The organism is Sphingomonas sp. HT-1 (assembly GCF_048568905.1).
Taxonomy (GTDB): Bacteria; Pseudomonadota; Alphaproteobacteria; order Sphingomonadales; family Sphingomonadaceae; genus Sphingomonas.
The window spans coordinates 1,124,313-1,149,834 of the sequence record NZ_CP183770.1 but is presented as its reverse complement, the minus strand read 5'-3'; the positions used below and the strand labels follow the sequence as shown (position 1 = coordinate 1,149,834).

Here is a 25,522-nt window from a genome sequence, read left to right as displayed (position 1 = left end):
AAGCTAGGCACCGATCCCGCGCGGGCTGACCTGGCGGGCGGAGGCCCGCATGACTCCTACCAAATTGCTCATAGGACAGGTCCTGATCGTGCTCGTCATTGTGCTGTCGGGCGTTTGGTTCGCCACGCAGTGGGCGGCCGCAGAACTGGCGTATCAGCCCGAGTTGGGCAGGCCCTGGTTTGTCGCCTTCGGGCGCCCTTTCTATCGGCCCTGGGCATTGTTCGGCTGGTGGTTTTCGTTCGAGGCCTATGCCCCGACGATCTTCGAAGAGGCGGGCGCGATTGCAGCCACGAGTGGCCTGGTCGGATGCGGGGCGGCAGTCTTCGGGTCCCTCTGGCGTGCCCGTCAGCGGCGCCATGTCACGACGTACGGCTCAGCCCGCTGGGCAAGTTTTCAGGATATTCGCGCCGCCGGACACGTCACGGAGGCCGGCGTGTTCCTCGGCCGCGTGGGTCGGCAGTATCTGCGTCATGACGGCCCCGAGCACGTCATGGCGTTCGCGCCGACCCGGAGCGGTAAGGGCGTGGGCCTCGTCATACCGTCGCTGCTTGGCTGGACCGGTTCGACGGTCGTCCACGACATCAAGGGCGAGAACTGGCAGCTGACCGCAGGCTGGCGCCAGCGTTTTTCGCACTGCTTGCTGTTCAATCCGACAGACGCGCGATCGGCGCGGTACAATCCGCTACTGGAGGTCCGCCGCGGCAAGGACGAGGTGCGTGACGTCCAGAACATTGCCGACGTTCTGGTCGACCCCGAAGGGGCGCTGGAGCGCCGCAACCACTGGGAGAAGACCAGCCATTCGCTGCTGGTCGGCGCGATCCTTCATGTCCTCTATGCCGAGGAGGAGAAGACGCTGGCCCGGGTCGCGTCCTTCCTTTCCGATCCGCAGCGCAAGTTTACCGACACGCTGGACCGGATGATGACCACCAATCATCTCGGAACCCCGGAAGCGCCGGCGGTGCATCCGGTGGTCGCATCGGCGGCACGCGAGGTGCTGAACAAGTCCGAGAATGAGCGGTCCGGCGTGCTGTCGACCGCCATGTCATTTCTCGGACTCTACCGCGATCCGACGGTTGCGGCCGTCACCTCGCGCTGCGACTGGCGCATCGCCGACCTGGTCGAAGCCGAGGCGCCGGTGTCGCTCTACCTAGTGGTGCCGCCCTCGGACATCAGCCGCACCAAGCCGCTGATCCGTCTCGTGCTCAACCAGATCGGCAGGCGCCTCACCGAGCACTTGGAAGCCGAGAAGACCGCCCAGACCGGGGGCCGCCACAAGCTGCTGATGATGCTCGACGAGTTCCCCGCGCTGGGGCGCCTCGACTTCTTCGAGACCACCTGGCGTTTCTCGCCGGCTATGGCGTCCGCGCTTTCCTGATCGCCCAGAGCCTCAACCAGATCGAGAAGGCATACGGTGAGCACAACGCTATCCTCGTGAAGCCCTTCGCGAGCAGCCTTGCTACCAACCTCGTCATCACCACCGATCGGCGCAGCTATCACCTCCAGCTTACGGCCACCGCGCGGACCGCAACGGCTGCCCTGTCCTGGACCTATCCTGCCGACCAGCTGATCGCGCTCCGGCAGAAGGAAGCCCAGGCGGCGGCGGTAGCCCCGATCGCTGCGGGCCTGTCGGTCGATAGCCTGCACTTCAACTACACGGTGAACGGCGACAGCCCGGCCTGGCGGCCGCTGCGCGCCTTCGACGACGGGCGGCAGACCTTCGTCGAGTTCCCGGCGAGCATTGCGGTCGGCGAGGTGCCGCCGCTGTTCGTGATCGGTGCGGCCGGGGATGTCGAGCTGGTCAACTACCGCATGCGCGGCCGTTTCTATGTCGTCGATCGCATCTTCGACCGGGCCGAGCTGCGGCTCGGCACCGGCAAGCAGCAGGTCGTCCGCATCGATCGGGTTACCGAGGTTCCTGCGCCGAAAGGCAAGCGGTCATGAGCGACGATGTCGTCCCGCGCCCCCCGAAGCTCGACCCGGAGTTGGTGACGGCGCAGGTGACGGCGAACGTTTTCGACAGTCCCACCGGGCGCATCCTGCTCATCCCACAAGGCGCGCGGCTCGTCGGAAGCTACGACTCCGTGGCCGCGTACGGGCAAAAGCGTGCGTTGGTCATTTGGCAGCGCATCCTGCTGCCGGACGGCAGCTCGCTCAGGATCGACAACGTGCCGGCGACCGACGCCTCGGGCTATGCCGGCCTGCAGGACAAGGTCGACCTCCATACCTGGACGCTGCTCAAGGGGATCGCGCTGTCGACCCTGCTCGGCGTAGGCTCGGAGCTGACGGTTTCTGGTGACAGCGATCTGGTCCGGGCGATCCGGCAGTCAACGCAGCAGAATGTCGCACGCGCGGGCGACCAGATGACCTCACGTAATCTAAACATCCAGCCGACGCTCACAATTCGCCCCGGCACGAATGTGCTGCTCGTGGTCCACAAGGACCTGATCCTCGCGCCTTGGCGCGGATAGGAGGCCGACATGCCTGATTTGAAACTGGCCAAGCTCCCGGATCGAAAGCCCGTCAAGCTCGCGATCCTCATCACGCCCGACCTGCACCAGCGGCTGCAGGACTATGCTGCGCTATATGCCGACACTTATGGGCAGAAGGAGGCGGTGACGGATCTGATCCCGGCGATGCTGACATCCTTCCTCGAGAGCGATCGCGGGTTCGTGCGGGGGCGGGGAGCCAGCCGGTGACATCCGGGCCGGTGTCCATTCATTTTCCGATTATGACGCACTTGGCTGGTACTGGTCACAAGAGCTGATCGATCTCGCCAAGGCTTCGAACATCAAGGGCCTAGTGGCTACTTCCGCGCGGGCAAAGGGGCCAACCGGGGCCCGGCTATAGCGCATTACAGTGCCACGCGTCTTGACTTTCGCTGGCCCGCTGACAATGTAGCAACATATCGTCAAGCGCCAGGAGGGCGTCATGGGTATCACCAGCCTTACCAGCCGAGAGTTCAATCAGGACGCCGCGCGCGCCAAGAAGGCGGCGCTGCATGGCCCCGTCTTCATCACCGATCGCGGGCGCCCCGCGCATGTCCTGCTCTCGATCGAAGAATATCAACGGCTAATCGGCAAGGGCCAGACCTTGTGGGATATCTTCGCGGACAAGGATGATGGCGGCGACTTCGATTTCGACCCGCCCAAGCTGAACATCGGCTTCCGCCCGGCCGAGTTCGGCGAGGATTGATGTTCCTGTTCGACACCAACGTCGTATCGGCACTCCGAAAGCCGGAACGGGCAGGCCCTGCGTTCGAGGCTTGGACAAAGATGGCCGTCGGTGCTCGCCCGTTCTTGTCAGCCGTGACGATCATGGAAATTGAGATCGGCATCCTTCGGGTGCAACGTCGGGATGGAACACAGGCAGAGTCGCTCCGTCGCTGGATGGACAAGACCGTGATGCCTGGATTTGCAGATCAGATTCTAGATTTCGACGCGGCGGTGGCCCGTCGCTGCGCAGCGCTCCACGTTCCTGATCCCCGCTCGGAACGTGACGCGATGATCGCCGCCACCGCCCTTGTTCACGGCCTCACCGTCGTCACCCGCAACACCGCCGACTTCATTGAAACCGGCGTCCCGCTGCTCAATCCCTGGGAAGACCCCGCCCAATAAGCGTGTGGTGTCGTGTGCCGACACCTACCGGCGCGCGATCGGGCGCGGCGTGACCGAAGGCGTTCAGCCGACCCGCACTCCCGGGAAGGGCAAGATCGTGGCGCCGCTGCGCAGGCTGTCGAGCAGGTTCGACCACCACTGCGCCATCGCTACCCGCTCTTTCCAATGGGTACCGCGATGATAGGCCGCACGAACCTTGTCGGTATCGCCATGCGCCAACGCGCGTTCGATTGCGTCGTAGGACCATTTGCCCGACTCGTTGAGCAGGGTGCTCGCCATGGCCCGGAAGCCATGCGCGGTCATTTCATTGCTGGCATAGCCCAAGCGGCGGAGTGCGGCGTTGAGGGTATTGTCCGACATCGGCCGCGAGCGCGAGCGCATCGACGGGAAGACATAGCCGTTGGATCCGGTGATCGACCGGATCTCCAGCAGAATGTCGATCGACTGGGTCGAGAGCGGAACGTGGTGCGGTTTGCGCATCTTCATCTTCTCAGCCGGGATGGTCCAGACAGCGGCGTCGAAGTCGATCTCGTCCCATCGCGCATGGCGCAGTTCTCCAGGGCGCACGAACACATGCGGTGCCAGTTGCAGCACCCATTTGGTCATGCCCTGGCCTTCATAGTTGTCGATGGCCCTGAGCAGCTTACCGACTTCCTCGGCCTCAGTGACGGCGCCATAGTGCGTGACCGTCGGGGTCATCAGGGCGCCGCGTAAATCCCTCGTCGGGTCGGATTTCAGCCGAGCGGTGGCAACTGCATAGCGGAACACAGCGCCGGCCAGTTGCAAGGCGCGCCGCGCACTTTCCAGCTTGCCGCGCTTCTCGATCTTCCGAATGGCGGCAAGAGCGTCGATCGGCTCGATCTCGTGGATCGGCATTTTGCCGATCGAGTTGTCGAGCAGGCTGAGAAGGTGCTCGCAGCGCGCGGCGGTGGAGGGTGCCCAGGCACGGTCGCCATCGCGCCGTCGTTTCCGACAATATTCGTTCGCGATGCTGGTGAAAGTGTTTTCCGCCAGCGCTCCAGCGCGGAGCTTCTCGCGCTGCTTCTCCAGGCCTGGGTCCTTGCCTTCGACCAAGAGATCACGGGCTTCATCCCGCTTCTTCCGGGCGTCGCGCAGGCTGACCTGGGGATAGGTGCCCAGGCCCAGCTTCTTCTCAACACCGCCCACGCGGTACTTCATCCGCCAGAGCTTGCCGCCCGAGGGTTGGACCAGGACAAACAGGCCCTGCATATCGCAAAGCTTATAGGCCTTCTCGCGCGGCTTGGCCTTACGAATAGCTATATCTGTCAAAGGCATAGTGGAGCCCTTTCCGAGGCGTGGCCCCGTGGAGCCCTTTCCGAGGCGTGGCCCCCACCTTGGGGGCCACGGGCGTTTTTCGGCCCGCTTTTCTCGCAAAGTGGCCCCCACCTTCGGGAGCTTTCCTGAAATCTTGCGCGATCCAGTGAGCCGGATAACGCCAAAAATACCGCAGATTTCCGCGGTTTACAAAGCTCTGTGGGATGTCGTGAGATCGAAAAATGGAGCGGGTGAAGGGAATCGAACCCTCGTCGTAAGCTTGGGAAGCTTCTGCTCTACCATTGAGCTACACCCGCAATCCGCTGGGTTGTGCCTAGCGAAGTGCTTTGCCACCGGCGGCTGATGCCGGCGAGATAGCCGGGGGAGGTGCCGCTGGCAATGGTCTATCGCCATTCAGCTTATCGGGGCAATTCAAGGCCTCCAAATACCTACCAATCGGTTCGCGCCGATTGCATCTCGAGGGCGCGGGCGCCGCTAGAGTTGCCGGTTTGATCGAGGTTTGGCCCGGCTCAGTGCCAAGCCGCTGCCGCCCCAGACTTTAATACGCTAAGAAAGCTTCGGGCATCCTATATACTGAGCATGGAAATGCGGAAAATTTGCACGGGTTGCCGTGACGGCGTCGATTTCGACATCCCGTTCACGATGGCGTTCCAACCGATCGTCGATGCGATGACGGGTGTGCCCTTTGCCTATGAAGCGCTAGTGCGCGGCATCGACGGGTCGAGTGCGGCGGCAGTGTTGGGGCAAGTGACCGATGCAAATCGCTATGCTTTTGACCAGGCCTGCCGCGTCAAGGCAATTGAAACGGTGATGGCCGCCGGGCTGATGGAGACGCCGGCCTGTCTCTCGATCAACTTCCTCCCCAACGCTGTCTACTCTCCGGTAGCCTGCATCCAGCTTACCCTGCAAACGGCGCGCAAGGTCGCCATGCCACTCGACCGGCTGATCTTTGAATTCACCGAAAACGAAGTCATTGCTTCCCCGGATCACGTTTCGAACATCATCGAATCCTACAAGCAGATCGGCTTCAAGGTGGCGATCGACGATTTCGGGGCGGGGCATGCGGGGCTCGGCATGTTCGCACGGTTCGCGCCGGACGAGGTGAAGCTCGACATGGAACTGGTGCGCACCATCGATAGCGACGGTCGCAGGCAAGCCATTGTTCGGGCGATCGTTGGGCTCTGCGCGGAATTGGGTACGCTGCTGATCGCGGAAGGTATCGAGACCGCCGGTGAGGCAGCCATGCTGCGTCGGCTCGGCGTGCGCTATCACCAGGGCTATTGGTATGCACGGCCGGCGATCGGCGTGCTGCCGCCAATCTCTGCGGAAGCATGTGCTGCGCTGTAAGCTGCAGGTGAAGCAACGCTTCGTGCCGTCGCTGCCGAGCCGATTTCAGGGCGTGCGCGCGCTTTTAGAGCTTATCCTTACGTTCTTTTGATAACGTCCGGTCATGTCGGCGTAACAATCTTTCCCCACCCGCGATGCTCTACGGTTCAACGGGGCAGCTGGGGATGGAAATTTGGCCAACGCGAACATGGGGTAATGGTGCTCAGCGTCGTACCGCCGGTCCGCGTGACTTCTTCCACCCGCCGCACCGCGGCCCGGAACGCACGCGGGTGATCGCCGTGTGACAGCGCCGCGCGACGCTCGCGCGACCGCAAGTATCAGCAGATTTCCGGCGCCGTGCACGCCTGTACGGCGGCGAGGTCCTGCGCCTAATTCACAAGTGGGGGAAGAACATGAAGCCTAACGTCAACCGGGTCATTCGAAGCTCGCATCTTCTTGCCGGTGCGGCCGCAATTGCGCTGGGGGCAGTGCCGGCATCGGCGCAGACAGATCCGTCCGCCGACGCTGGCACGGCGGAGCAGGGGGAGGAAATCGTCGTCTCGGGCTATCGTCGGAGCCTGCAGGAAGCGATCGAGTTGAAGCGGGAGAATATCGGCTTTTCCGACTCGATCATCGCGACCGACATTGCTGATTTTCCAGAACAGAACCTGTCCGAAGCGCTGCAACGTGTGCCGGGCGTGACGATCGAGCGCAACAAAGGCCTGGGCACGCGCGTGAACGTGCGCGGACTGCCGAGCGACTTCACCTTCGTGTCGATCAACAAGTTGGCGACCGCATCAGGCTCAGGCGGGCGCGACGTGGAATTCGATACCTTCGCCTCGGAACTGATCCAATCGGTTACCGTGCAGAAATCACCCCGCGCGGCGGACGAAGAAGGCGGCATCGCCGGCTCGGTCGCGATCCGCACCGCGCGGCCCTTCGACACGCCCGGCTTCCGCCTGGTGGGCAGCGCGGAGGGGGCGTACAACTCGATTTCCGAAAAGGTCGATCCAAACTTTTCAGTGCTTGCGAGCAACACGTTCGGCGATTTCGGCGTCCTGCTGTCGGTTGCTCGGCAGAAGCGCAGCAACCGCACCGATTCCAACTCCGGCATCAATTTTCGCCCGATTTCGCGCTGGACCGATCGTGCGGGTACCAATCGCAACCAAGCGACCGCCGTGCTGGCGCGCGATGCGGGCGTGTCCTTCACAGAGGCCGACAAGAACAAGATCGTCTTCCTGGATAAGGTAGGCGACCGCGTGTACTTCAACGATCAAGATCGGCTAGGGTTGGCCGGTGCGGTGCAGTACAAGCCGAGCGGTCGCCTGAGCATCAGTTTCGATGCGTTTGTCGGATCGTACGACACGGTCGAGGACGAATATGACGCTGCCGGCTATTCGGCATCGAGCAATTCGACTTTGGAGAGAATCCACGAAGCCGACAAGACGACGCTTTCGGAATCGGGCATCATTGTGCTCCGCGACGTCTCTTATACCAACACGCAGCATGAATTCCTGAGCAAGGAATACCGCAACAACACCGATTATCGCCAGTTCGGCGGCGAGCTGAATTGGGAAACCGGCCAATGGCGCATCAATGTGCTGGGCGGCTACTCGGGGGCGAAGAAGACCCGCGATTATGCCAACCTGAAACACGTCGCCTATGCACCTTCGCGCACGCGATACACCAGCAATGGCGGCGAGACGATCAAGAGCGACAATCCGCGCTCGATCGACATGTACAACGCGCCCGCTTCCTATCTCTTCGAAGCGTACGAGACGACTCTGGAGGAGATCAAGGACGACAAATATGCCGCCCAGGCAGATATCACCCATCTATTCGATCTCACCGGCTTCCAGGCGCTGAAATCATTCAACTTCGGTGGACGTTACACAAACAAGACCAACGAACGCCAATATGGCGAGGAGAAGATCCAGGGGCCGACGCGCGGCAGCACTGCCTACGTCAACAAGCGCACGCTGGCGGATAGTCCGTTGGAAAACGTCATCGCTATCGCGGGCGGAAAACCTTATCAGGCGCGCAACCTAAGCTGGGCGCAGGTTTCGAACGACTATGCGCGCAGCTTCTTTCGTCCCGCCCGTTTTGTGACGCCGTTCGACAATGGCCAATACTACAAAGTTCGGGAAGAGACTTGGGCAGGCTATGGCATGGTCGATTTCGAGTTCGACATCGCGGCGCCGGTGTTCATTAACCTGGGCGCGCGCTATATCCGCACCACGGTGCATTCAGAAGGCTTTCACCAGGTGCAGCGTCCTGACGGTACGACGGGCTACACCAATGCGCCGATTTCCAGCGAGGGCCGTTACAGCAAGCTCCTGCCGTCGTTCAACGGCCGCGCCGAACTGACCAAGAGCCTCTATCTGCGCGCGGCGGCATCGCAGACGTTGATCCGTCCCGCGCTTACCGATCTTGCCTATAAGCGCACCGCCAGCTTCAACAGCTTCCGCTTTTCTGATGGCAATCCCGGCCTGAGACCGACGTTCGCCGACCAGTGGGAAGTTGGCGTGGAGAAGTATTTGGGCGAGGGCGGCGTCCTGGCCGCGTCGTACTTCTGGAAGAAGATCAAGGGCGTGGTGCAGAACCAGTTGACTGGCGTGGTGCCGAACGTAACCAAATACAACGCGAACGGCACCATCGACGGCGTCTATGACTTTGACGTGTATCAGCCGGTAAATATGAATGGATCCTACGACGTCAGCGGCATCGAGCTCAACGCCGTCGTGCCGTTCGGCATGTTCACGCGATGGTTGAATGGCTTTGGCGTCAACGCCAACTATACCATCCTGGACAGCTCGCTGACCGGCCAGTCGGACCTGAAGATTCCGACGGCGCCAATCGGGCTGGCGGATAACACGTACAACGCTACGCTGTTCTACGATCATGGGCCGCTGTCGGTACGCGTCTCGTACAATCGCAAGGGCGCATATGTGGAGCGGATCGAGCGAAACATGTATCCAGTGTATCGCTCGGCGTATGGTCAGTTCGACGTCGCCGCCAGCTACCAGGTGACGGACAACCTTCGCGTCGAACTGCAGGGCATCAACGTGGGCAATGCGAAGACGCAGGGCTATACGATCGATCCGTCTTTCCCCGCCACCTATGAGCTGTCCGGTAGCCGGATCAGCCTGGGCGCGCGCGTTCAGTTCTGAGTTCGGCCGGCCCTGCTGTCCGCGCGGCGGGGCCGGCTTGTCACGCTTTTCTAAATGCCCGCCCGGCAGCTGCCCGCGCGCGGGGCGCGCCCTTTATGGAGTTTCCAATGATCTCGCGTGTTGCCCTTGCCGTTTGTCTCGTGTTCTGCGCTCAGCCCGTGCGCGCCCAGGAAGCTACGCCCGATCTCGCGCGGGGGTCACGGGGGTCGCTGCACGAACCCGGCGGTGCCCGGCGGCTGCCCGGCGACATGCGACAGACCTATCGCGAGCTGAGCACGGACGCGGAGGTTCGCAAAGTGATCCTGTTGATCGGCGACGGCATGGGGGATTCCGAGATCACCATCGCTCGGAACTATGCCGAAGGTGCGGGCGGCTATTTCAAAGGGATCGACGCGCTACCGTTCACCGGACAGTACACGCATTACTCACTTGATCGCGAAACCGGGAAGCCGAACTATGTCACGGATTCGGCGGCATCTGCGACCGCCTGGGCGTCCGGCGTGAAAAGCTATAACGGCGCGATCGGCGTTGATGTGCGCGGGCGGCCGCAGCCGACGCTGATCGAGCGCGCCAAGGCCGCAGGGCTCGCCACCGGTGATGTTTCCACCGCCGATATTCAGGACGCGACGCCGGGTGCGCAGCTTGCCCATGTCGTCCAGCGCAAATGCTTCGGCCCTGCCGAGACCAGCGCAACGTGCCCGCAAGATGCCCTCGAAAATGGCGGCGCTGGATCAATCACCGAGCAGTTGCTCGAGACGCGTGCCGATGTGGTGCTAGGTGGCGGAGCGGCGAGCTTCGCCGAAACGGCGCGTGCCGGCAAATGGAAGGGCCGAACGCTGCTCGATCAGGCGCAGGCGCGGGGCTTTCACGTGGTTCGCGATGCGGCAAGCCTGGAGGCTGTGGCTCGCGCCGATGACCGACGCCCGTTGATCGGCATCTTCTCCGAAGGGAATATGCCGGTACGCTGGACCGGACCGCGCGCCAGCCATCACGGCAATATCGACAAACCTGCCGTCACCTGCCAGCCTAATCCGGCACGCACGGCAGCCATTCCCACGCTGGCGGCGATGACCCGGAAGGCGATCGATCTTCTGAAGACGCGCCGCAAGGGATTCTTCCTGCAGGTGGAAGGCGCATCGATCGACAAGGAAGATCACGGCGCCAATCCGTGCGGGCAAATTGGCGAGACTGTCGACCTAGACGAGGCGGTGCAGGTCGCGCTGGCCTTCGCCAAGGCGGATGGGCACACGCTGGTGATCGTCACCGCCGATCATGCCCATACCAGCCAGATCGTCGGCAACGGCACGCGTGCGCCAGGCCTTACCGCCGCTCTCAACACGCGCGAGGGCGGGGTAATGACGGTGAACTACGGCACTGCCGAGGAAGGCTCGCAGGGGCATACCGGCACGCAGCTGCGTATTGCCGCCTATGGCCCCGGCGCGGTGAACGTCAGCGGGTTGCTCGACCAAACCGATCTCCACTATATCATCCGGGCTGCGCTGAAGCTGCGTTGACCGCGGCTGGCGGCAATCAGTGCGGCCGGGCCTCTGCCTGCTCGTCGCTGCGCAGCGTGAGCACTTCCACGCCATCACTCGTTACAGCCACGGTGTGTTCGAATTGGGCGGAGAGCTTGCGGTCGTTGGTCACCACCGTCCAGCCATCCGCGAGCGTTGTCACCTTGCGGGTGCCCTGGTTGAGCATCGGTTCGATCGTGAACGTCATGCCTTCACGCAATTTCATGCCGGTGCCGGGGCGGCCGAAATGCAGCACCGAGGGCTCCTCGTGCATCTCGCGGCCAATGCCGTGGCCGCAATAGTCGCGCACCACCGAATAGCCGTGCTGCTTGGCATGGCGTTCGATGGCGAAACCTATGTCGCCCAGCGTCGCGCCGGGGCGGACTTGGGCGATGCCCTTCCACATCGCTTCCTGCGTCACCTTCACCAGCCGCCGGGCTTGGGGCGACACGGTGCCAACCATATAGGTCTTACTTGAATCGGCGATGAAGCCGTTCTTTTCCAACGTGATGTCGAGGTTGATGATGTCGCCGTCCTGTACGATCGTCCGGGCATCGGGCACGCCGTGGCAGACAACATGGTTCATCGAACAGTTGAGTACGAAGCCATAGCCATATTGTCCCTTGCTAGCGGGGCGTGCGTGAAGCTCGTCGGTAATGTAGCGCTCGACCAGCGTGTCGATCTCCAGCGTCGACATGCCGGCGAGCGGGGTGCGGTCGAGCATCTCGAAGACCTGGGCGAGCAGCCGGCCGGCCTCGCGCATCAGCTCGAGTTCCTGCGGGGTCTTGACCATCTCAGGCGGCCTCGAGCGCGGCGGCGCCGACCTGCGCCTCGGCCAGCTGGCGGCGGACGATCTCGTTGAAGGGCAGGGTGGGATTCGCCTCGGCGAGCATGCCGATCTTCATCCAGTATTCGGCCTGGGCGTTGATCGAGCGGCACATCACCGCGCTGGCGCGGCGGGCCTCCTCGTGCAGTTCGTCAGCAATTTTTACAATGCCCATGGGTGCTCCGGTCTGCGTGGGATTACGGAGCGTATATGGTTCGTATATTGAGGAAGGGCAAGGGGCGTGCGCCTCTAAGCCCCTCCCCTTCAGGGGAGGGGTTGGGGTGGGGCTATGTCCCGCAGAGACCAACCAATGTTCTGGAATCCCTCCACCCCCAAGCCCCTCCTCCAAGGAGGAGGGGCTTAAGAAGTGAGAATCAGCGCGTCAGCGCCGCTGCTTCGCGCGCCTTAGCTTCCACTTCTTCCAGCGAGCCGCTGGCGATCCAACTGCCGCCAACGCAGAGCACCGGATCGAAGGCCAGCCACTCGGGCGCGCTGGCCGGGCTGATGCCGCCGGTGGGGCAGAACTTCGCCTGGTAGAAGGGCGCCGCCAGGGCCTTGAGCGCCTTGAGACCGCCCGAGGTCTCGGCCGGGAAGAACTTGAAGTGGCTCAGGCCCAGATCGAGCCCGCGCATGATGTCCCCGGCATTGGCGATGCCCGGCAGATACGGCACGCCGCTCTTCACGATCGCGTCGCCAAGGCGGTCGGTGAGTCCGGGGGAGACGATGAACTCGGCATCCTCCTTCATCACCTGCTCGAACTGGGCAATGTTCACCACCGTGCCCGCGCCTACGATCGCGCCGGGGACCTGCTTCATCTCGCGGATCGCGTCCAGCGCGGCGGGGGTGCGCATGGTCACTTCGAGCACGCGCAGGCCGCCCTTCACCAGCGCCTCGGCAAGCGGACGCGCCTTAGCGGCGTCGTCGATCACCAGCACCGGGATGACGGGTGCGGTGCGCATGATGGCTTCGATCGAAGGACGGGTGTCGCTCACTGTGCATGCTCCTGGGCGAAGGCGGCGGCTGCGCCGTACAGGCCCGGCTGGGGATGGGTGATCAGTTTGACAGGGATCGTCGCCATCAGGGAGCGGAAGCGCCCCTTGGCGACGAATCGCTCGCCGAAGCCCGATTGCAGCAGATGATCCTTCAGGCGCAAGCCCAGACCGCCGGCGATCACCACGGCGGTGGGGCCGTGCGCAAGCGCGAGGTCGCCCGCCACCGCGCCCAGGCTGAGGCAGAAGCGATCGAGCGCGGCGACCGCCAGGCTGTCCTTGCCCTCTAGTGCCAGCGTCCAGATCGCTTTGTCGTCGAGACGGGGAACAGGCACGCCCTCCAGATCGGCCAGCGTCTCGTAGATCGAGACGATCGCCGGGCCGGCGACGATCCGCTCCTTGGAGACCCGCTGATAGGTGCGGCGCAGGCGCTTTACGAAAGCGTCCTCGATCGCATCGAGCGGGGCGAAGTCGCTATGGCCGCCTTCGGTGGCGATGATGTCGTAGCCGCCGCGATGGCGGAAGACCTGCGCGACGCCCAGCCCGGTGCCTGGACCGCATACGGTGATTGAGCCCTTCTCCGGCAGTGGCGTCTCCGGGCCGCAGAGATGCAGGAACGCTTCATCTTCAAGTTGCGCGACGGCATGGCCGATCGCGGCGAAATCGTTGACGATCGTCCAGACGTCAGCACCAAGGCGATCCGGGATCAGCGGCGGGCGGATGATCCAGGGATTGTTGGTGAGCTTGATCAGATCGTTGTTGATAGGCGAGGCAACCGCGATCGCCGCCGCCTTGGGCACCGGCCGACCCAGTCGCTCGCCGAACGCGCGCCAGGCGAGCTGCAGGCTGGGGTGCTCGGCCACTTTTTGTGTGATCGGCTCGCTCATCGAAACGACGCGGCCTTCCGCGACCTCTGCTACCGCAAAGCGCGCGTGCGTGCCCCCAATGTCGACCGCGACGACTTCCATCCGATTTCGATCCTCTCTCTGCTACCCCTGTCAACGTTGCCAGTAGGCGCGGCCCTTCTTCCCGTCTGCCGCGCGGATGTAAAGTCCGAGGGCCGCATCAGGCGCGATTTACATCCGTTACAAACTTACAGACCGGCTTCGTGCAGCATCGCCGACGCGCCCTTTTCGGCCTCGTCGCAATGGTGGCGGAGCATGGCGAAAAGCTCGCGCCCGGTGCCGATGGCCGGCGGCGGGGCGACTGCGTGTTCGCGCGCGTCCCACTCGTTGGCCGGCACCAGCGCTTCGAGCGTCCCTGCCTCGGCGTCGAGGCGGATGATGTCGCCATCGCGCACCTTGCCGATCGGGCCGCCGCCCAGCGCCTCAGGCGACAGATGAATCGCCGCTGGCACCTTGCCGCTGGCTCCCGACATGCGGCCATCGGTGACCAGCGCGACCTTGAAGCCGCGGTTCTGCAGCACGCCCAATTGGGGGGTGAGCTTGTGCAGTTCCGGCATGCCGTTGGCGCGCGGGCCCTGGAAGCGGACCACAACGACCACGTCGCGCTCCAGCTCGCCCGCCTTGAAGGCGGCAAGCACTTCGGACTGGTCCGAGAAGACACGGGCCGGCGCCTCGATGATCCAGCGCTCGCGCTCGACCGCCGAGACCTTGATGCAGGCGCGGCCGATATTGCCCTTGAGGATGCGGAAGCCGCCTTCGGGGGAGAAGGCCGTCTCTACCGTGCGGACGATATTTTCGTCGTTGCTCTTCTCGCCATGCTCGGTCCAGACCAGCGCGTCGCCCTCGATATCGGGCTTGCGGCCATAGGCGGCCATGCCCTCCTTGGCGATGGTCAGCGCGTCGCCGTGCATCAACCCGGCGCGGAGCAGTTCCTTGATGACGAAGGAGGGGCCGCCGGCATCCTCGAACTGGTTCACGTCGGCCGATCCGTTCGGATAAACACGGGTCATCAGCGGCACGACTCGCGACAAACGATCGAAATCGTCCCAGTCGATCACGATGCCGGCGGCGCGTGCGAAGGCAGGGACGTGGATAAGGTGATTGGTAGAGCCGCCCGTCGCGAGCAGGACGATCGCGGCGTTCACGATTGCCTTTTCATCAACGACATGGCCGATCGGGCGATAGTCGTTGCCGTTCCAGCCGATTTCAGCGAGGCGGTGGACGGCAGCGCGGGTCAGTTCCTGGCGCAGCTTAGTCTGGGGGTTAGCGAAGGCGGCGCCAGGGACGTGGAGGCCCATCGCTTCCATCATCATCTGGTTCGAGTTCGCGGTGCCGTAGAAGGTGCAGGTACCCTTGCCGTGATAGGCGGCAATTTCGGCTTCCAGCAACTCCTCGCGGGTTGCCTTACCCTCGGCGAAGCGCTCGCGGACGGCGGCCTTCTCTTTGTTCGGCAGGCCCGAGCGCATCGGGCCGCCGGGGATCAGCACCATCGGCAGATGACCGAAGCGCAGCGCGCCCATCAGCAGGCCCGGCACGATCTTGTCGCAAATGCCGAGCAGCGCAGCGCCTTCAAAGACGCGGTGGCTGAGCGATACTGCCGTCGCCATCGCGATGGTGTCGCGGCTGAACAGGGACAGTTCCATGCCCTGATAGCCCTGGGTGACGCCGTCGCACATCGCAGGCACGCCCCCTGCGACCTGCGCGGTGGCACCGGCTTCCAGCGCCCAGATCTTCATCTGTTCGGGGTAGCGATAATAGGGCGCATGGGCCGAAAGCATGTCATTATAGGCGGTGACGATGCCGATGTTCATCCGAGCGCCGGTCTTCAGCTCCTCGCGTTGTTCTTCCGTGCCGGCATAGGCATGGGCGAGGTTGGCGCAGCCCAGCTTGGGCCGGTCATTGCCCGATTCGCGCTCGCGCTGGATCAGCGCGAGATAGGCTGCGCGGCCAGTCTTGGACCTTTCGATCACGCGCTCGGTGACGGCGGCAATTTCAGCATGGAGGGTGGTCATTTAGACGCTCCAGTGGATGTCGACGGGCAGTTCGGTTTCGGCGAGCACGCGTCCGATCGGCAACGTCGAGCCCGCACCTTCAGAAATCGCTCGCTCCAGCACGTCGCGCTTTTCCTGGCCGGTGATCGCGATCATCAACGCACGTGCAGAGACGATCGCGGCGAGCGACAGCGATACGCGGGCGACGGGTGCTTCGGGCGGCAGCGGATCGGGCATCACGCCCAACGCGCGGCGTTCCTTGGGGCCGGTGAGCGCTTCCGTGAGATCCGGGCCGGGGAAGATCGAGGCGGTGTGGCCATCGGCGCCCATGCCGAGCAAGCACAGGTCTAGCGGCCAGTGGAAGTCCTGCAGGCGCGCGTCCGCCGCCCGGCCGGCAGCCTTGTAGTCGTCGGCCTTTTCGCTCACCACCGGGATCACCCGAGCGCCGAGTGGCAGGAACACCTTGGCGAGACCAGTGACGTTCGACATCGGATCGCCCATCGGCACGATGCGATCGTCGGTGGGGATGATTGTCACACGCTTCCAGTCGAGCTTGGCCTTACTCAGCTTGGCGTAGATGGGGGCGGGAGTGCGGCCACCGGCGAGCGCGATGACTGCCGCGCCGCGCGCGTCAATCGCGCTTTCGATGATGAACTGAATGTCGCCGGCAAGGGCTTCGCCCATCTCGGCGGAGTCGTCATAGTCCCACCATTCGATTTCGGTCGTCATGTCAGCTCCTTGATTTTTGGTGGGACCGCGTCAACGGCTCGGTTGCCGCGCGGGTCCGATGTAAGATGGATGTTCCGCCATTGCTCCCTCCCGCTCGCGGGAGAGGCTTGGGGCGGAAATCGACGGTTCGCATGCCGAACCGTCGAAGATGCCTTCTCCATGTCGATCCCTCGACCGAGCCCTCCCAAGAGCGGGAGGGGCGCGAAGGTGGAAAAGACGCTCGCCCTGCTCATTCGTGCCAGTGTACCCCATCGCGCTCGGTGAGCGCGATCGAAAGAGACGGACCCCAGCTGCCGGAGGCATAGGGCTTCGGTTTCAGATCGTTCGCATCCCAGCCGGCGCGGATCGCGTCCACCCACTCCCACTGCGCTTCCACTTCGTCGCGGCGGACGAACAGCGTGGGATCGCCTTCGATCAGATCGAGCAGCAGGCGTTCATAGGCGATGCGGCGGCGGGTTCCGGCGAACTCGGCGTCGAGGCTGAGGTTCAGCGGCACTTCGCGCAGGCGATAGCCTTCGCGATCAAGGCCGGGCTGCTTGGCCATCACCAGCAGTTGGACATATTCCTCTGGCTGGAGGCGAATCACCAGTGCGTTTGGCTGGAGCATGCCGCCGCGCTCGGCGAAAATCGAGTGCGGCACCGGCTTGAATTGGATGACGATTTCGGAGCGGCGCTCGGCCAGCCGCTTGCCGGTGCGAAGATAGAAGGGCACGCCCTGCCAGCGCCAGTTGTCGACATGCGCCTTGATCGCGACGAAGGTCTCGGTGCGCGACTCCTTACCGAGATCGGTGGCATAGTCGCGGACGATCTGCCCCTTTACAGCGCCTCCGCCATACTGGCCGACCACGGTAAGGTTGGGTGCATCTGCCGCCGCGATCTTGCGGAGCGAACGCAGGACCTTGACCTTCTCGTCGCGAATCGAAGTGCCGTCGAAGCGGGCAGGGGGTTCCATCGCGATTAGGGCGACTAGCTGGAGGATATGATTCTGTACCATGTCGCGCAGCGCGCCGGTATCGTCATAGAAGCCAGCACGCCCTTCGAGACCGACCGTCTCCGATACGGTAATCTGCACGCTGTCGATGCCGCGGGCGTTCCACACCGGCTCGAACAGCGAATTGCCGAAGCGCAGCGCGAGGATGTTCTGGACGGTTTCCTTGCCCAGATAATGGTCAATGCGGAAGGTGCGCTCCTCCGGGAAGGCTTCCGCGACGATGTCGTTTATCTCGCGGCTGGAGGCGAGGTCGCGACCCAGCGGCTTTTCGAGGCTGATGCGGACGTTCTCGCCCGCAAGCCCTGCCGATTCGAGTCCCTTGATAGTGGGGCCAAATAGCCAAGGCGCGGTCGACAGGAAGATCGCGAGGCCGCCGGAGATGTCGCCGATCTTCTCCTTGAGTGCGGCATAGCCTTCGATGGTCGAGGCATCGAGCGTCTGGTAGAACAGTCGCTGAAGGAAGCCCTGGACAGCGCTGTCGTCTTTCCGGTCCGCCGGAAGGAATTGATCCAACGCCTTGGCAGCAAAGGCGCGATAGCCCTCGTCGTCGTGATCGGAGCGCGCGGTGCCGGTGATGGTAAGATCGGGGGGCAGCAGCCCGTCGGCGTGCAGCGCGTAAAGCGAGGGGAGCAGCATCCGCTGGGCGAGATCGCCGGTGGCGCCGAACAGAAGCAATTTGCCTACGGGCTGCTGCATCATTTCCCTCATGATTGGTTCGCCCCGCGAGACACCAATGCGGCCGAAAGATCAAGTCGAAGGGGTGAATAGCAAGCCGGCGGAGGCGAAATCCTCCTCGATCCGGTAGGACCGTCTCGCTAAAGGACTAGGCCGGCAGTAGATTCGAGGCCAGCCATGATGTTCAGGTTCTGCACCGCGGCGCCGGCCGCCCCCTTGCCGAGATTGTCGAGCGTCGCGATCAGCCGCGCTTGGCGGGTCTCGTCATTGCCGAACACGCGAATCGAGAGCCGATCGGTGCCGGCATTTTCCTCGATCGCGATCGTTGGCACATCGGTCGCGAGCACCTGCACGACCGGCGAATCGCGATAGGAATCGCGCAGCACGTTCTCGAGCGCTTCGACGGAGGGCTTGCGCGTGAATGCGAACAGAGGGAGCGGCACTTCCACGACCATGCCGCGATAAGTGCGTGCAACCGACGGCATGAATATCGGCGGGTGCACGATCCGGGCGTGCTTCTGCATTTCCGGAACGTGCTTATGCGCGAGTGCCAGACCGTAGGGACGGAACGCTGTGCCGGTGTGACCCGGGCCGGTTTCTTCGAACTCCGATATCATCGAGCGGCCGCCGCCCGAATAGCCGGAGACCGCGTTCACGCTCAGCGGGAAATCGTGTGGGATCAACCCAGCGCGTATCAACGGGCGGACAAGCGCCAGAAAACCGGTAGGGTAGCAGCCGGGATTGCTTACCCGCGGCGCTTCGGCGATCGCGGCCGCCTGACCCGGTTCCAGCTCGGCGAAGCCGTAAACCCACTCGGGCGCCGTGCGAAATGCGGTAGAGGCGTCGATGACCCGCGTGCGATCGTTGCGAATCATCGCTACTGCTTCGCGTGCGGCATCGTCGGGTAAGCATAGGATCACGAAGTCCGCGGCATTCAGCGCCTCTTCACGCTTCGCGGGGTTCTTGCGTTCCTGATCGTCGAGCAGAAGCACCTGGATTTCGGGCCTGCCGGCAAGCCGTTCGCGGATCTCGAGCCCGGTGGTGCCAGCAGCCCCATCGATGAAAACCTGCACGATCATTCGGTTTCCCCTAACGCCGAAGCATCGATATAGCCGACCAGCGCGGGCCCAGGCGCAACGCCCCACGCCTTGCCGCCGGCGAACTCCAGCACTTCGAAGACATCGCCTTTCCGAAGCAGGTGCAGTGGCGGTTCGGTGCGGCTGGGCGTGTCGTACAGGGGCGTTTCGCCCTGCACGACACGCGGCAGCGGCGCTGCGTAATGGGGTGCGAACACCCGTCCGGCGAGGCGGATGTCGGCAAGGTCGGGCCGAACCGCGTCGATGCGCGGGTCCATCGTTGCCGACCGCCCGTCGAGAGCTACCCGTTTACGCGTCGGCGCGCTGTGGGACTGGCTCGCTGAGGTGGTTGCCAGCGAGGAAATGCCCGAACTCTGCAAGAAACTCTGCCCCTTCCGCGGTGCGCGCTACGAAGATGTTGCGCTTGTCGGTGTCGTCACGTTGGCGGCGCAGATAGCCGAGCGTGCCCAGCCGATTCAAGGCGCGGGTGACGACCGGCTTGGACACGTTCAGCGCCCGCGCCAATCCGCGCACCGTATGGGGGCCGGGATCGAGATACACAAGCATCAGTAACGCCATTTGTCGATTGGTGAGGTCGGGCTCTCCCGAACGCACATAGTCAATCAGCGTATTCTTCCATGACCCCAGGGTCTGTTCGGACATAGCGTTCACAGCATCACTCGTTCGTTTCAGGCCCGGCACGGCATCGAACCGTTCAAACAAACGCGCATTTTGCGACTAGGTTTCAGTGCGTGTGCGAAATGTTGCGTGAAAACGTAGGCGAAAATGCAGGCAGTGCATGGAGTTGCGCGCCCACAGCGGAGAGGGCGGGGGAACAGGCAGTTGATTGCGTGGACATGCTCGCCTATGTCGCCGACTTCAAAATACGGGCTCCGACACATTCATGTTCACCTTCCTCCTCGTCGTTCAGTTCATCATCGCCGCCCTGCTGGTGACGGTGATCCTTCTGCAGAAGTCCGAGGGGGGCGGCCTTACCACGGGCGGTAGCCCTGCCGGGCTCATGTCGGCGCGTGGTGCGGCCGATTTCCTTACCCGATCCACTGCTATTCTAGCCACCGCGTTCATCGCGATGAGCATCCTGCTCGCGTTCCTGGCAGCGACCCGGCACTCGACGACGATCGATCCGACGCTGCAGCGCCAAGCCGCCCCGGCAGCAGTGGCACCGGCAACCGACCCGGTTCCGGCGCAAGAGCCCGTCGGCAACGGCCAGGTTCCGTTCAGCCAGTAAACTTCGTTTTCTGCCGCTTCGGTGGCAGATCCATCATAAAATTTGCGCAGCCGGCGGATTCTTACGCTTGCCGGTCTGCGCCCTTTGACGTTAGGCGTTTTCTCCCATGGCGCGGTACATTTTCATCACCGGCGGCGTGGTCTCCTCGCTCGGCAAGGGTCTCATGGCAGCGAGCCTCGCGGCGCTGCTCCAGGCCCGTGGCTATCGAGTCCGCATCCGCAAGTTCGATCCCTATCTCAATGTCGATCCCGGCACGATGTCGCCGCACCAGCATGGTGAGGTGTACGTCACCGACGACGGCGCGGAGACCGACCTCGACCTCGGCCATTACGAGCGCTTCACCGGCGTGACCGCGCGCCAGGCGGACAACGTCACCTCGGGCCGGATCTACAAGACGATCATCGAGCGCGAGCGCCGCGGCGACTATCTGGGCGCCACCGTGCAGGTGGTCCCGCACGTGACCGACGCGATCAAGGCGTTCGCCCAGGCCGAGACCGAGGATCTCGATTTCGTGCTGTGCGAGATCGGCGGCACGGTGGGCGACATCGAATCGCTGCCGTTCATCGAGGCGATTCGCCAGCTCCGCAACGATCTCGGCCGCGGCCAGACCGTCAGCATCCACGTGACGCTGGTGCCGTACATTGCCGCCGCCGGCGAGCTGAAGACCAAACCGACCCAGCACAGCGTGCGAGAACTGGCGGCGCTGGGCGTACAGCCCGACGTGCTGGTGTGCCGTGCCGAGCGGCCGCTGCCGGCCGGCGAGCGCGCGAAGATAGCGCAGTTCTGCAACGTGCCGGCATCCGCCGTCATTCCCGCGCTGGACGCCAAGAGCATCTATGCCGTGCCCCTGCAATATCATGGCGAAGGTCTCGACGTCGAAGTGCTCAAGGCGTTCGGCATCGAGCCGGGTCCCTCGCCGGACCTTGCCCGCTGGAGCGGCATCGTCGAGCGGCTGGAGAATCCAGAAGGCGAAGTGACGATCGGCGTCGTTGGCAAATATATGGGCGTGCCGGATGCCTATAAGTCGCTGACCGAAGCTCTCGTGCATGGCGGCATCGCCAACCAAGTGAAGGTGAACATCCGCTGGCTCGATGCCGAACTGTTCGAGCAGGAGCAGGCCGAGGTCGCGGCGATGCTGGAGCCGATGCACGGCATTCTCGTGCCCGGCGGCTTCGGCGAGCGCGGCAGCGAAGGGAAGATCGCCGGTGTGCGCTTTGCGCGTGAGCGTGGTGTACCGTTCTTCGGAATTTGCCTGGGCATGCAGATGGCCTGTATCGAAGGCGTGCGTGCCGAGGGGGTCGCCAATGCCTCGACCACCGAATTTGGCCCGACAGAGCAGCCGGTGGTTGGCATGATCACCGAATGGATGACCGCCGACGGATTGCAGAAGCGCGAAGCGGGCGGCGACCTGGGCGGGACGATGCGGCTCGGAGCCTATCCGGCGAAGTTGGGCGGTAACAGCGTCGTTGCATCGATCTACGGCACCGATGCGATCAGCGAACGTCACCGCCATCGTTATGAGGTTAACACGGCCTACAAGCCGGTGCTGGAGCAGGGCGGCCTTGTTTTCTCCGGCATGTCGCCGGACGGCACCTTACCGGAGATAGTGGAGCGGCCGGACCATCCTTGGTTCGTCGGGGTGCAGTTCCATCCGGAGCTCAAGTCGAAGCCGTTCGATCCGCACCCGCTGTTCGCCAGCTTCATCGAAGCGGCGGTGAAACACTCGCGGCTCGTCTGAGGCGTGCTGCGGCGAGGATTGGTTACCGGGTTGGCGCTGTTGGCGATTGCAGCCGCGCCGGCGTCCCAGCGGCAGGCAGCGCCTGGTCAGGTGCGGGTGCGGCTGGTGACGAGTGCTGGCAACATCATCGTCGCGCTGGATGCGCGGCACGCGCCGAAGACAGTCGCCAATTTCCTCGCTTATGTCGATGATGGGCGGTTGGAGGGCACGACCTTTTACCGCACCGCTCGGCGCAAGGCCGATCCCACGCAGGGCTTCATCCAGGGTGGGATCGGTACCGATGCGCGCCGAATGCTGGAGCCGCTGCCGCTCGAGCCGACCAGCCGGACAGGGCTGCGCCACCTGAGCGGGAGCATCTCGATGGCGCACGGGCCCAATCCTGACTCCGCGAACGGCAACTTCTCGATCATGGTCGGCGATAATCCGGGCCTCGACGCGCGCGGCGCCAACCGGGGATTTGCGGCATTCGGGCGTGTCATAGGCGGCATGGACGTGGTCCGGCGCATTCTCGCGCTGCCGAGCGGTGGCGGTCGCGACGTGATGAAGGGCCAGATGATCCTGAAACCGGTAACGATCGTGCGGGCCGAGCGACTGGATGGCGTTGCCAAACCTACCGGCCGAGTGAAGCCGTGGCTGCTGGGGCTGAAGCCAGCAAACTGAGGTAAAGGGGCGCAAGCAGAGCTTCCACCCGCAATCTAACTGAAAATGAAGGTTAAAGCCGGTCGCAACCGCCGGGGCGCTCGATTTATTGCTATAACGTTTCCAATCGTTGCGACGGGCGGCATCATGCTGCCCGCGCTCCGTGCGGGGAGACAAAGACGCAATGTTGGCCAGGTACACGATCCGTGCGAAGCTCATGTTCTGTCTGGCGTTGTTCGCTGCGGCCTTTCTCTGCACGATCGCGACGCTGAACCTCAGCGTGCGCTCGAACACGGCCAAGTTCGAGACTCTTTTGGCTGATCGGGTGCTGCCGCTCCGCCAATTGAAGGTGGTTGCCGATGCCTATGCGGTGAGCATCGTCGATGCGTCGCATAAGGCGCGGAATGGTAATTTCACCATGGCTGAGGCCGAACGTCGGGTCCACGAAGGCCGCGCCCGCGCCGCCGAAAACTGGAAGGCCTATCGCGCAACGTCGATCAAGGGCCACGAAGCGGAACTCGCCGACCAGACCGAAGCGCAGATTCGGAAGGCCGAAGCCGAGGTCGATGCGCTGGAGCAAATCCTCAACCGCAAGGACCGTGCTGCGCTGGACGCGTTCGTGGTCCGCCGGCTGTACGCAGCGATCGATCCTGTTTCCGATGCGATGTCCGCGCTGGTGAGCGAGCAGATCCGGATCGCGGGCGAGGTGACGGGCGATGCCGGTACGTTCAACCGCCATGGTGGCCTGGATCGCGATCGCGATTGGTATCGTTGTGGCCGGCGTGTGGTTTTTCGCGCTTCAGATTGCGCGCAAGAGCATCATCCAGCCGATCGGTACGCTGGCGGACGCGATGGAAGCGCTGGCCGCTACACATGACGCGAGCATCCCTTACACGACTCAGCTGGACGAGATCGGCCGCATGGCGCGGGCCTGTGAGGTGTTCCGTCGCGCCGCAGTCGACCAGGCGCGCGCTGAGGAGGAGAATGCCGCTGACCAGGCACAAATCACCGGAGCGTTGCGCGCCGCTATCTCGGCGATCTCGGCCGGTGATCTCACCCGCGACATACGCGATCCGTTTCCAAGGGACTATGAGGCGGTCCGCCAAGATTTTAACGCCGCCTTGAGTAGCTTGCGCGGTCTGATCGGATCGGTGCTGGAAAGCGCGGCGGCGATCAACAGCGGCTCCGGACAGATCGCGCAAGCCTCGGAGGATCTCGCTCGGCGAACCGAGGCGAATGCCGCGAGCCTGGAACAGACAGCTGCTGCGATTGCACAGATAGACCAGCGGCTGAAGGTATCGGCCCGGGCAGCTTCGGAAACCGTCGCGCGCGCCGATGGAGCGACCGCAACGGTGGGCAGCGGACGCGAAACCACCGATGCGGCGGTGCAGTCGATGACGCGCGTCGCTGAAAGCGCCAAGGGCATCGACAGCGTGATTGAGGGGCTCGACAAGATTGCGTTCCAGACTCGCGTGCTGGCGATGAATGCCGCAGTGGAAGCCGGCCGTGCGGGCGAGGCAGGCCGGGGCTTTGCCGTGGTCGCGGATCTGGTGTCGGCACTGGCGATGCGGGCGGAAGAGGAAGCGGGGTGCGCCCGCGACCAGCTTACCGCCACCCAGACCGAAATCGTCACTGCCGTGGACATGGTGCAGAAGGTGGATGGCGCGCTTGCCGGGATAGCCGAGGACGTGGCCGGCGTTCACGCCCTTCTGTCCAACTTGGCGACCGACAACCAGGCGCAGTCGACTGCCATCACGGAGATCTCGTCCGCGGTAGGCACGATGGACCAGTCTACAGAGCAAAATGCAGCTATGGTGGAGCAGACCTCCGCGGCAGCACGCAACCTTTCCGGCGAAGTGCAGTCGCTGATCGAACAGGCGCGTCGCTTCGATGTTGGCACGGTTTGGCGGCAGCGCTCGACAACCATGGTTGCGTCCTCTTCCGCGCGGGCCGGCTACGCCTCGGCAGTCATGCCGCTATTCGCCGAGCCGGCACTGGCGGATAACGCGGACTGGGCATCGTTCTGATGGCGTACGCGGCACATAGAAAGGGCGCCCGGACTATTGCCCGGACGCCCCGTCGCGACGCCAAAGGGAGGGGGACGCCGCGAGCTTTTGCGTGAGGATCAGGCAGCGTCGGCTGTACGATGATCGATTGCGGCCGCGTCGCTGCTGGTACCCACCTGGATCTTCTTGGGCTTCATCGCCTCGGGCACTTCGCGCAGCAGCTCGATCGTCAGCAGGCCGTCGGCCAAGTGCGCATTCTCCACCCGCACGAAATCGGCGAGCTCGAAACGGCGCTCGAAGCTGCGGTTGGCAATGCCCAGGTGCAGATAATTGCCCTGGTTGTTCTCATTTTCCCCGGCCTTCTTGCCAGCCACCAACAGCAGGTTCTGCTGCGCGGTAATGTCGATTTCGTCTGCCTTAAAGCCGGCAACCGCGATTGTGATTCGGTAGCGATCTTCCGCAATACGCTCCAGGTTGAAGGGCGGGTAGTTTTCAGAACTGGTCTGGCGTGCGCTGGCCTCGAGCAAGTCGAAGAGGCGATCGAAGCCGATCGCCGACCGACGAAATGGTGTAAAGTCGAACTGACGCATCTTCATATCCTCCTATGAGCAATTGGTACGTCGCATTTTGAGGTGCTCAACAACTTGCGGCACCAGGCAGAACCCTCTCGGCATCCTGCTGAACCTTATCTTGGCACGGGGTTTGGGAGTTTCAAGGGCGTTCGGGAGCGGAGCAAACGACGCTTCGGGCCGCTAAACATCTCCTTGTTCGCTAAATCATAGTTGTTC

The 25,522-nt window shown here is 63.5% G+C and carries 24 protein-coding genes, 1 tRNA gene and 2 pseudogenes; 14 read left to right on the top strand and 13 right to left on the bottom strand.

Going from position 1 to position 25,522, the window contains the following annotated elements; translation table 11 throughout:
- Positions 1-49 precede the first annotated feature (49 nt).
- From traG to ACNFJ7_RS05435, 6 genes and pseudogenes are all read left to right on the top strand, one after another.
- A pseudogene (traG, locus tag ACNFJ7_RS05460) lies at positions 50-1,431 on the top strand (IncP-type conjugal transfer protein TraG); the annotation flags it as partial.
- On the top strand, positions 1,432-1,941 hold the full coding sequence (locus tag ACNFJ7_RS05455; RefSeq protein WP_019369573.1) for a TrbG/VirB9 family P-type conjugative transfer protein: 510 nt from the start codon (positions 1,432-1,434) through the stop codon (positions 1,939-1,941).
- Positions 1,942-1,976: 35 nt separating this feature from the next.
- Positions 1,977-2,468, top strand: a pseudogene (locus tag ACNFJ7_RS05450) (TrbI/VirB10 family protein); the annotation flags it as partial.
- A 9-nt stretch (positions 2,469-2,477) separates the two neighbouring features.
- The gene (locus ACNFJ7_RS05445; RefSeq protein ID WP_019369571.1) at positions 2,478-2,696 is read left to right on the top strand and encodes a DUF2274 domain-containing protein; all 219 of its coding nucleotides are present in this window, start codon (positions 2,478-2,480) and stop codon (positions 2,694-2,696) included.
- 232 nt (positions 2,697-2,928) lie between these two features.
- Positions 2,929-3,192: a type II toxin-antitoxin system Phd/YefM family antitoxin gene (locus ACNFJ7_RS05440; protein WP_019369570.1), complete on the top strand. Its 264-nt coding sequence runs from the start codon at positions 2,929-2,931 to the stop codon at positions 3,190-3,192.
- Complete coding sequence (locus tag ACNFJ7_RS05435) at positions 3,192-3,614, top strand: type II toxin-antitoxin system VapC family toxin (RefSeq protein ID WP_019369569.1); 423 nt, start codon at positions 3,192-3,194, stop codon at positions 3,612-3,614. The genes ACNFJ7_RS05440 and ACNFJ7_RS05435 overlap by 1 nt, the downstream gene beginning before the upstream one ends.
- Positions 3,615-3,677: 63 nt before the next feature.
- Here the strand turns inward: ACNFJ7_RS05435 and ACNFJ7_RS05430 are convergent, their stop codons facing one another.
- Positions 3,678-4,910 carry a tyrosine-type recombinase/integrase gene (locus ACNFJ7_RS05430; protein ID WP_019369568.1) on the bottom strand — a complete coding sequence of 411 codons (1,233 nt, stop codon included), beginning with the start codon at positions 4,908-4,910 and terminating at the stop codon, positions 3,678-3,680.
- A 222-nt stretch (positions 4,911-5,132) separates the two neighbouring features.
- A tRNA-Gly gene (locus tag ACNFJ7_RS05425) sits at positions 5,133-5,206 on the bottom strand.
- A gap of 289 nt (positions 5,207-5,495) precedes the next feature.
- Between ACNFJ7_RS05425 and ACNFJ7_RS05420 the strand changes: the two genes are divergently transcribed.
- From ACNFJ7_RS05420 to phoA, 3 genes are all read left to right on the top strand, one after another.
- Positions 5,496-6,257: an EAL domain-containing protein gene (locus ACNFJ7_RS05420; protein ID WP_050990166.1), complete on the top strand. Its 762-nt coding sequence runs from the start codon at positions 5,496-5,498 to the stop codon at positions 6,255-6,257.
- 392 nt (positions 6,258-6,649) lie between these two features.
- Positions 6,650-9,406, top strand: a complete 2,757-nt coding sequence (locus ACNFJ7_RS05415) for a TonB-dependent receptor (protein WP_019369566.1) — start codon at positions 6,650-6,652, stop codon at positions 9,404-9,406.
- Between the two features lie 107 nt (positions 9,407-9,513).
- Entirely contained in the window at positions 9,514-10,920 is a 1,407-nt protein-coding gene (phoA, locus tag ACNFJ7_RS05410; RefSeq protein ID WP_019369565.1) for an alkaline phosphatase, read from the top strand.
- A gap of 16 nt (positions 10,921-10,936) precedes the next feature.
- Here the strand turns inward: phoA and map are convergent, their stop codons facing one another.
- From map to ACNFJ7_RS05360, 10 genes are all read right to left on the bottom strand, one after another.
- Positions 10,937-11,713 (bottom strand): type I methionyl aminopeptidase, encoded by a 777-nt coding sequence (gene map / locus ACNFJ7_RS05405; RefSeq protein WP_019369564.1) that lies wholly within the window; start codon positions 11,711-11,713, stop codon positions 10,937-10,939.
- Position 11,714: 1 nt separating this feature from the next.
- Positions 11,715-11,921, bottom strand: coding sequence for a ParD-like family protein (locus ACNFJ7_RS05400; protein WP_019369563.1), 207 nt, complete (start codon positions 11,919-11,921; stop codon positions 11,715-11,717).
- Positions 11,922-12,120: 199 nt separating this feature from the next.
- Complete coding sequence (eda, locus tag ACNFJ7_RS05395) at positions 12,121-12,705, bottom strand: bifunctional 4-hydroxy-2-oxoglutarate aldolase/2-dehydro-3-deoxy-phosphogluconate aldolase (protein ID WP_037513562.1); 585 nt, start codon at positions 12,703-12,705, stop codon at positions 12,121-12,123.
- A gap of 29 nt (positions 12,706-12,734) precedes the next feature.
- Positions 12,735-13,703, bottom strand: coding sequence for an ROK family protein (locus ACNFJ7_RS05390; RefSeq protein WP_019369561.1), 969 nt, complete (start codon positions 13,701-13,703; stop codon positions 12,735-12,737).
- Positions 13,704-13,828: 125 nt separating this feature from the next.
- Complete coding sequence (edd, locus tag ACNFJ7_RS05385; RefSeq protein ID WP_019369560.1) at positions 13,829-15,652, bottom strand: phosphogluconate dehydratase; 1,824 nt, start codon at positions 15,650-15,652, stop codon at positions 13,829-13,831.
- Complete coding sequence (gene pgl, locus ACNFJ7_RS05380; protein ID WP_019369559.1) at positions 15,653-16,360, bottom strand: 6-phosphogluconolactonase; 708 nt, start codon at positions 16,358-16,360, stop codon at positions 15,653-15,655. It lies immediately after the preceding gene.
- A 229-nt stretch (positions 16,361-16,589) separates the two neighbouring features.
- Positions 16,590-18,050: a glucose-6-phosphate dehydrogenase gene (gene zwf, locus ACNFJ7_RS05375; protein WP_019369558.1), complete on the bottom strand. Its 1,461-nt coding sequence runs from the start codon at positions 18,048-18,050 to the stop codon at positions 16,590-16,592.
- Between the two features lie 116 nt (positions 18,051-18,166).
- Positions 18,167-19,105, bottom strand: a complete 939-nt coding sequence (argC, locus tag ACNFJ7_RS05370; protein ID WP_019369557.1) for an N-acetyl-gamma-glutamyl-phosphate reductase — start codon at positions 19,103-19,105, stop codon at positions 18,167-18,169.
- Positions 19,102-19,380, bottom strand: a complete 279-nt coding sequence (locus ACNFJ7_RS05365; RefSeq protein ID WP_019369556.1) for a hypothetical protein — start codon at positions 19,378-19,380, stop codon at positions 19,102-19,104. Before ACNFJ7_RS05365 ends, argC begins: the two co-directional genes overlap by 4 nt.
- A 31-nt stretch (positions 19,381-19,411) precedes the next feature.
- Entirely contained in the window at positions 19,412-19,765 is a 354-nt protein-coding gene (locus ACNFJ7_RS05360; protein ID WP_050990158.1) for a MarR family transcriptional regulator, read from the bottom strand.
- A gap of 241 nt (positions 19,766-20,006) precedes the next feature.
- Here ACNFJ7_RS05360 and secG point away from each other — a divergent pair, with 241 nt between their 5' ends.
- The 5 genes from secG (at position 20,007) to ACNFJ7_RS05335 (ending at position 24,755) form a co-directional block, all read left to right on the top strand.
- Entirely contained in the window at positions 20,007-20,351 is a 345-nt protein-coding gene (gene secG / locus ACNFJ7_RS05355; RefSeq protein ID WP_019369554.1) for a preprotein translocase subunit SecG, read from the top strand.
- Positions 20,352-20,457: 106 nt separating this feature from the next.
- Positions 20,458-22,089, top strand: coding sequence for a CTP synthase (locus ACNFJ7_RS05350; protein WP_019369553.1), 1,632 nt, complete (start codon positions 20,458-20,460; stop codon positions 22,087-22,089).
- Positions 22,090-22,119: 30 nt separating this feature from the next.
- Positions 22,120-22,749, top strand: coding sequence for a peptidylprolyl isomerase (locus ACNFJ7_RS05345; protein ID WP_019369552.1), 630 nt, complete (start codon positions 22,120-22,122; stop codon positions 22,747-22,749).
- Positions 22,750-22,912: 163 nt separating this feature from the next.
- On the top strand, positions 22,913-23,605 hold the full coding sequence (locus tag ACNFJ7_RS05340; protein WP_058805491.1) for a Tar ligand binding domain-containing protein: 693 nt from the start codon (positions 22,913-22,915) through the stop codon (positions 23,603-23,605).
- The gene (locus ACNFJ7_RS05335) at positions 23,502-24,755 is read left to right on the top strand and encodes a methyl-accepting chemotaxis protein (protein WP_019369551.1); all 1,254 of its coding nucleotides are present in this window, start codon (positions 23,502-23,504) and stop codon (positions 24,753-24,755) included. The genes ACNFJ7_RS05340 and ACNFJ7_RS05335 overlap by 104 nt, the downstream gene beginning before the upstream one ends.
- Before the next feature lie 98 nt (positions 24,756-24,853).
- Here the strand turns inward: ACNFJ7_RS05335 and ACNFJ7_RS05330 are convergent, their stop codons facing one another.
- On the bottom strand, positions 24,854-25,324 hold the full coding sequence (locus ACNFJ7_RS05330; protein ID WP_026009149.1) for an Hsp20 family protein: 471 nt from the start codon (positions 25,322-25,324) through the stop codon (positions 24,854-24,856).
- Positions 25,325-25,522: the final 198 nt, after the last annotated feature.

What these genes read in the sequence shown, in the direction of transcription:
- ACNFJ7_RS05445 (WP_019369571.1), top strand. Translation starts at nt 2,478, where the DNA reads ATGCCTGATTTGAAACTGGCCAAGCTCCCGGATCGAAAGCCCGTCAAG.
- ACNFJ7_RS05440 (WP_019369570.1), top strand. Translation starts at nt 2,929, where the DNA reads ATGGGTATCACCAGCCTTACCAGCCGAGAGTTCAATCAGGACGCCGCG.
- ACNFJ7_RS05435 (WP_019369569.1), top strand. Translation starts at nt 3,192, where the DNA reads ATGTTCCTGTTCGACACCAACGTCGTATCGGCACTCCGAAAGCCGGAA.
- ACNFJ7_RS05430 (WP_019369568.1), bottom strand. Translation starts at nt 4,910, where the DNA reads ATGCCTTTGACAGATATAGCTATTCGTAAGGCCAAGCCGCGCGAGAAG.
- ACNFJ7_RS05420 (WP_050990166.1), top strand. Translation starts at nt 5,496, where the DNA reads ATGCGGAAAATTTGCACGGGTTGCCGTGACGGCGTCGATTTCGACATC.
- ACNFJ7_RS05415 (WP_019369566.1), top strand. Translation starts at nt 6,650, where the DNA reads ATGAAGCCTAACGTCAACCGGGTCATTCGAAGCTCGCATCTTCTTGCC.
- phoA (WP_019369565.1), top strand. Translation starts at nt 9,514, where the DNA reads ATGATCTCGCGTGTTGCCCTTGCCGTTTGTCTCGTGTTCTGCGCTCAG.
- map (WP_019369564.1), bottom strand. Translation starts at nt 11,713, where the DNA reads ATGGTCAAGACCCCGCAGGAACTCGAGCTGATGCGCGAGGCCGGCCGG.
- ACNFJ7_RS05400 (WP_019369563.1), bottom strand. Translation starts at nt 11,921, where the DNA reads ATGGGCATTGTAAAAATTGCTGACGAACTGCACGAGGAGGCCCGCCGC.
- eda (WP_037513562.1), bottom strand. Translation starts at nt 12,705, where the DNA reads ATGCGCACCGCACCCGTCATCCCGGTGCTGGTGATCGACGACGCCGCT.
- ACNFJ7_RS05390 (WP_019369561.1), bottom strand. Translation starts at nt 13,703, where the DNA reads ATGGAAGTCGTCGCGGTCGACATTGGGGGCACGCACGCGCGCTTTGCG.
- edd (WP_019369560.1), bottom strand. Translation starts at nt 15,652, where the DNA reads ATGACCACCCTCCATGCTGAAATTGCCGCCGTCACCGAGCGCGTGATC.
- pgl (WP_019369559.1), bottom strand. Translation starts at nt 16,360, where the DNA reads ATGACGACCGAAATCGAATGGTGGGACTATGACGACTCCGCCGAGATG.
- zwf (WP_019369558.1), bottom strand. Translation starts at nt 18,050, where the DNA reads ATGATGCAGCAGCCCGTAGGCAAATTGCTTCTGTTCGGCGCCACCGGC.
- argC (WP_019369557.1), bottom strand. Translation starts at nt 19,105, where the DNA reads ATGATCGTGCAGGTTTTCATCGATGGGGCTGCTGGCACCACCGGGCTC.
- ACNFJ7_RS05365 (WP_019369556.1), bottom strand. Translation starts at nt 19,380, where the DNA reads ATGGACCCGCGCATCGACGCGGTTCGGCCCGACCTTGCCGACATCCGC.
- ACNFJ7_RS05360 (WP_050990158.1), bottom strand. Translation starts at nt 19,765, where the DNA reads ATGTCCGAACAGACCCTGGGGTCATGGAAGAATACGCTGATTGACTAT.
- secG (WP_019369554.1), top strand. Translation starts at nt 20,007, where the DNA reads ATGTTCACCTTCCTCCTCGTCGTTCAGTTCATCATCGCCGCCCTGCTG.
- ACNFJ7_RS05350 (WP_019369553.1), top strand. Translation starts at nt 20,458, where the DNA reads ATGGCGCGGTACATTTTCATCACCGGCGGCGTGGTCTCCTCGCTCGGC.
- ACNFJ7_RS05340 (WP_058805491.1), top strand. Translation starts at nt 22,913, where the DNA reads ATGTTGGCCAGGTACACGATCCGTGCGAAGCTCATGTTCTGTCTGGCG.
- ACNFJ7_RS05330 (WP_026009149.1), bottom strand. Translation starts at nt 25,324, where the DNA reads ATGCGTCAGTTCGACTTTACACCATTTCGTCGGTCGGCGATCGGCTTC.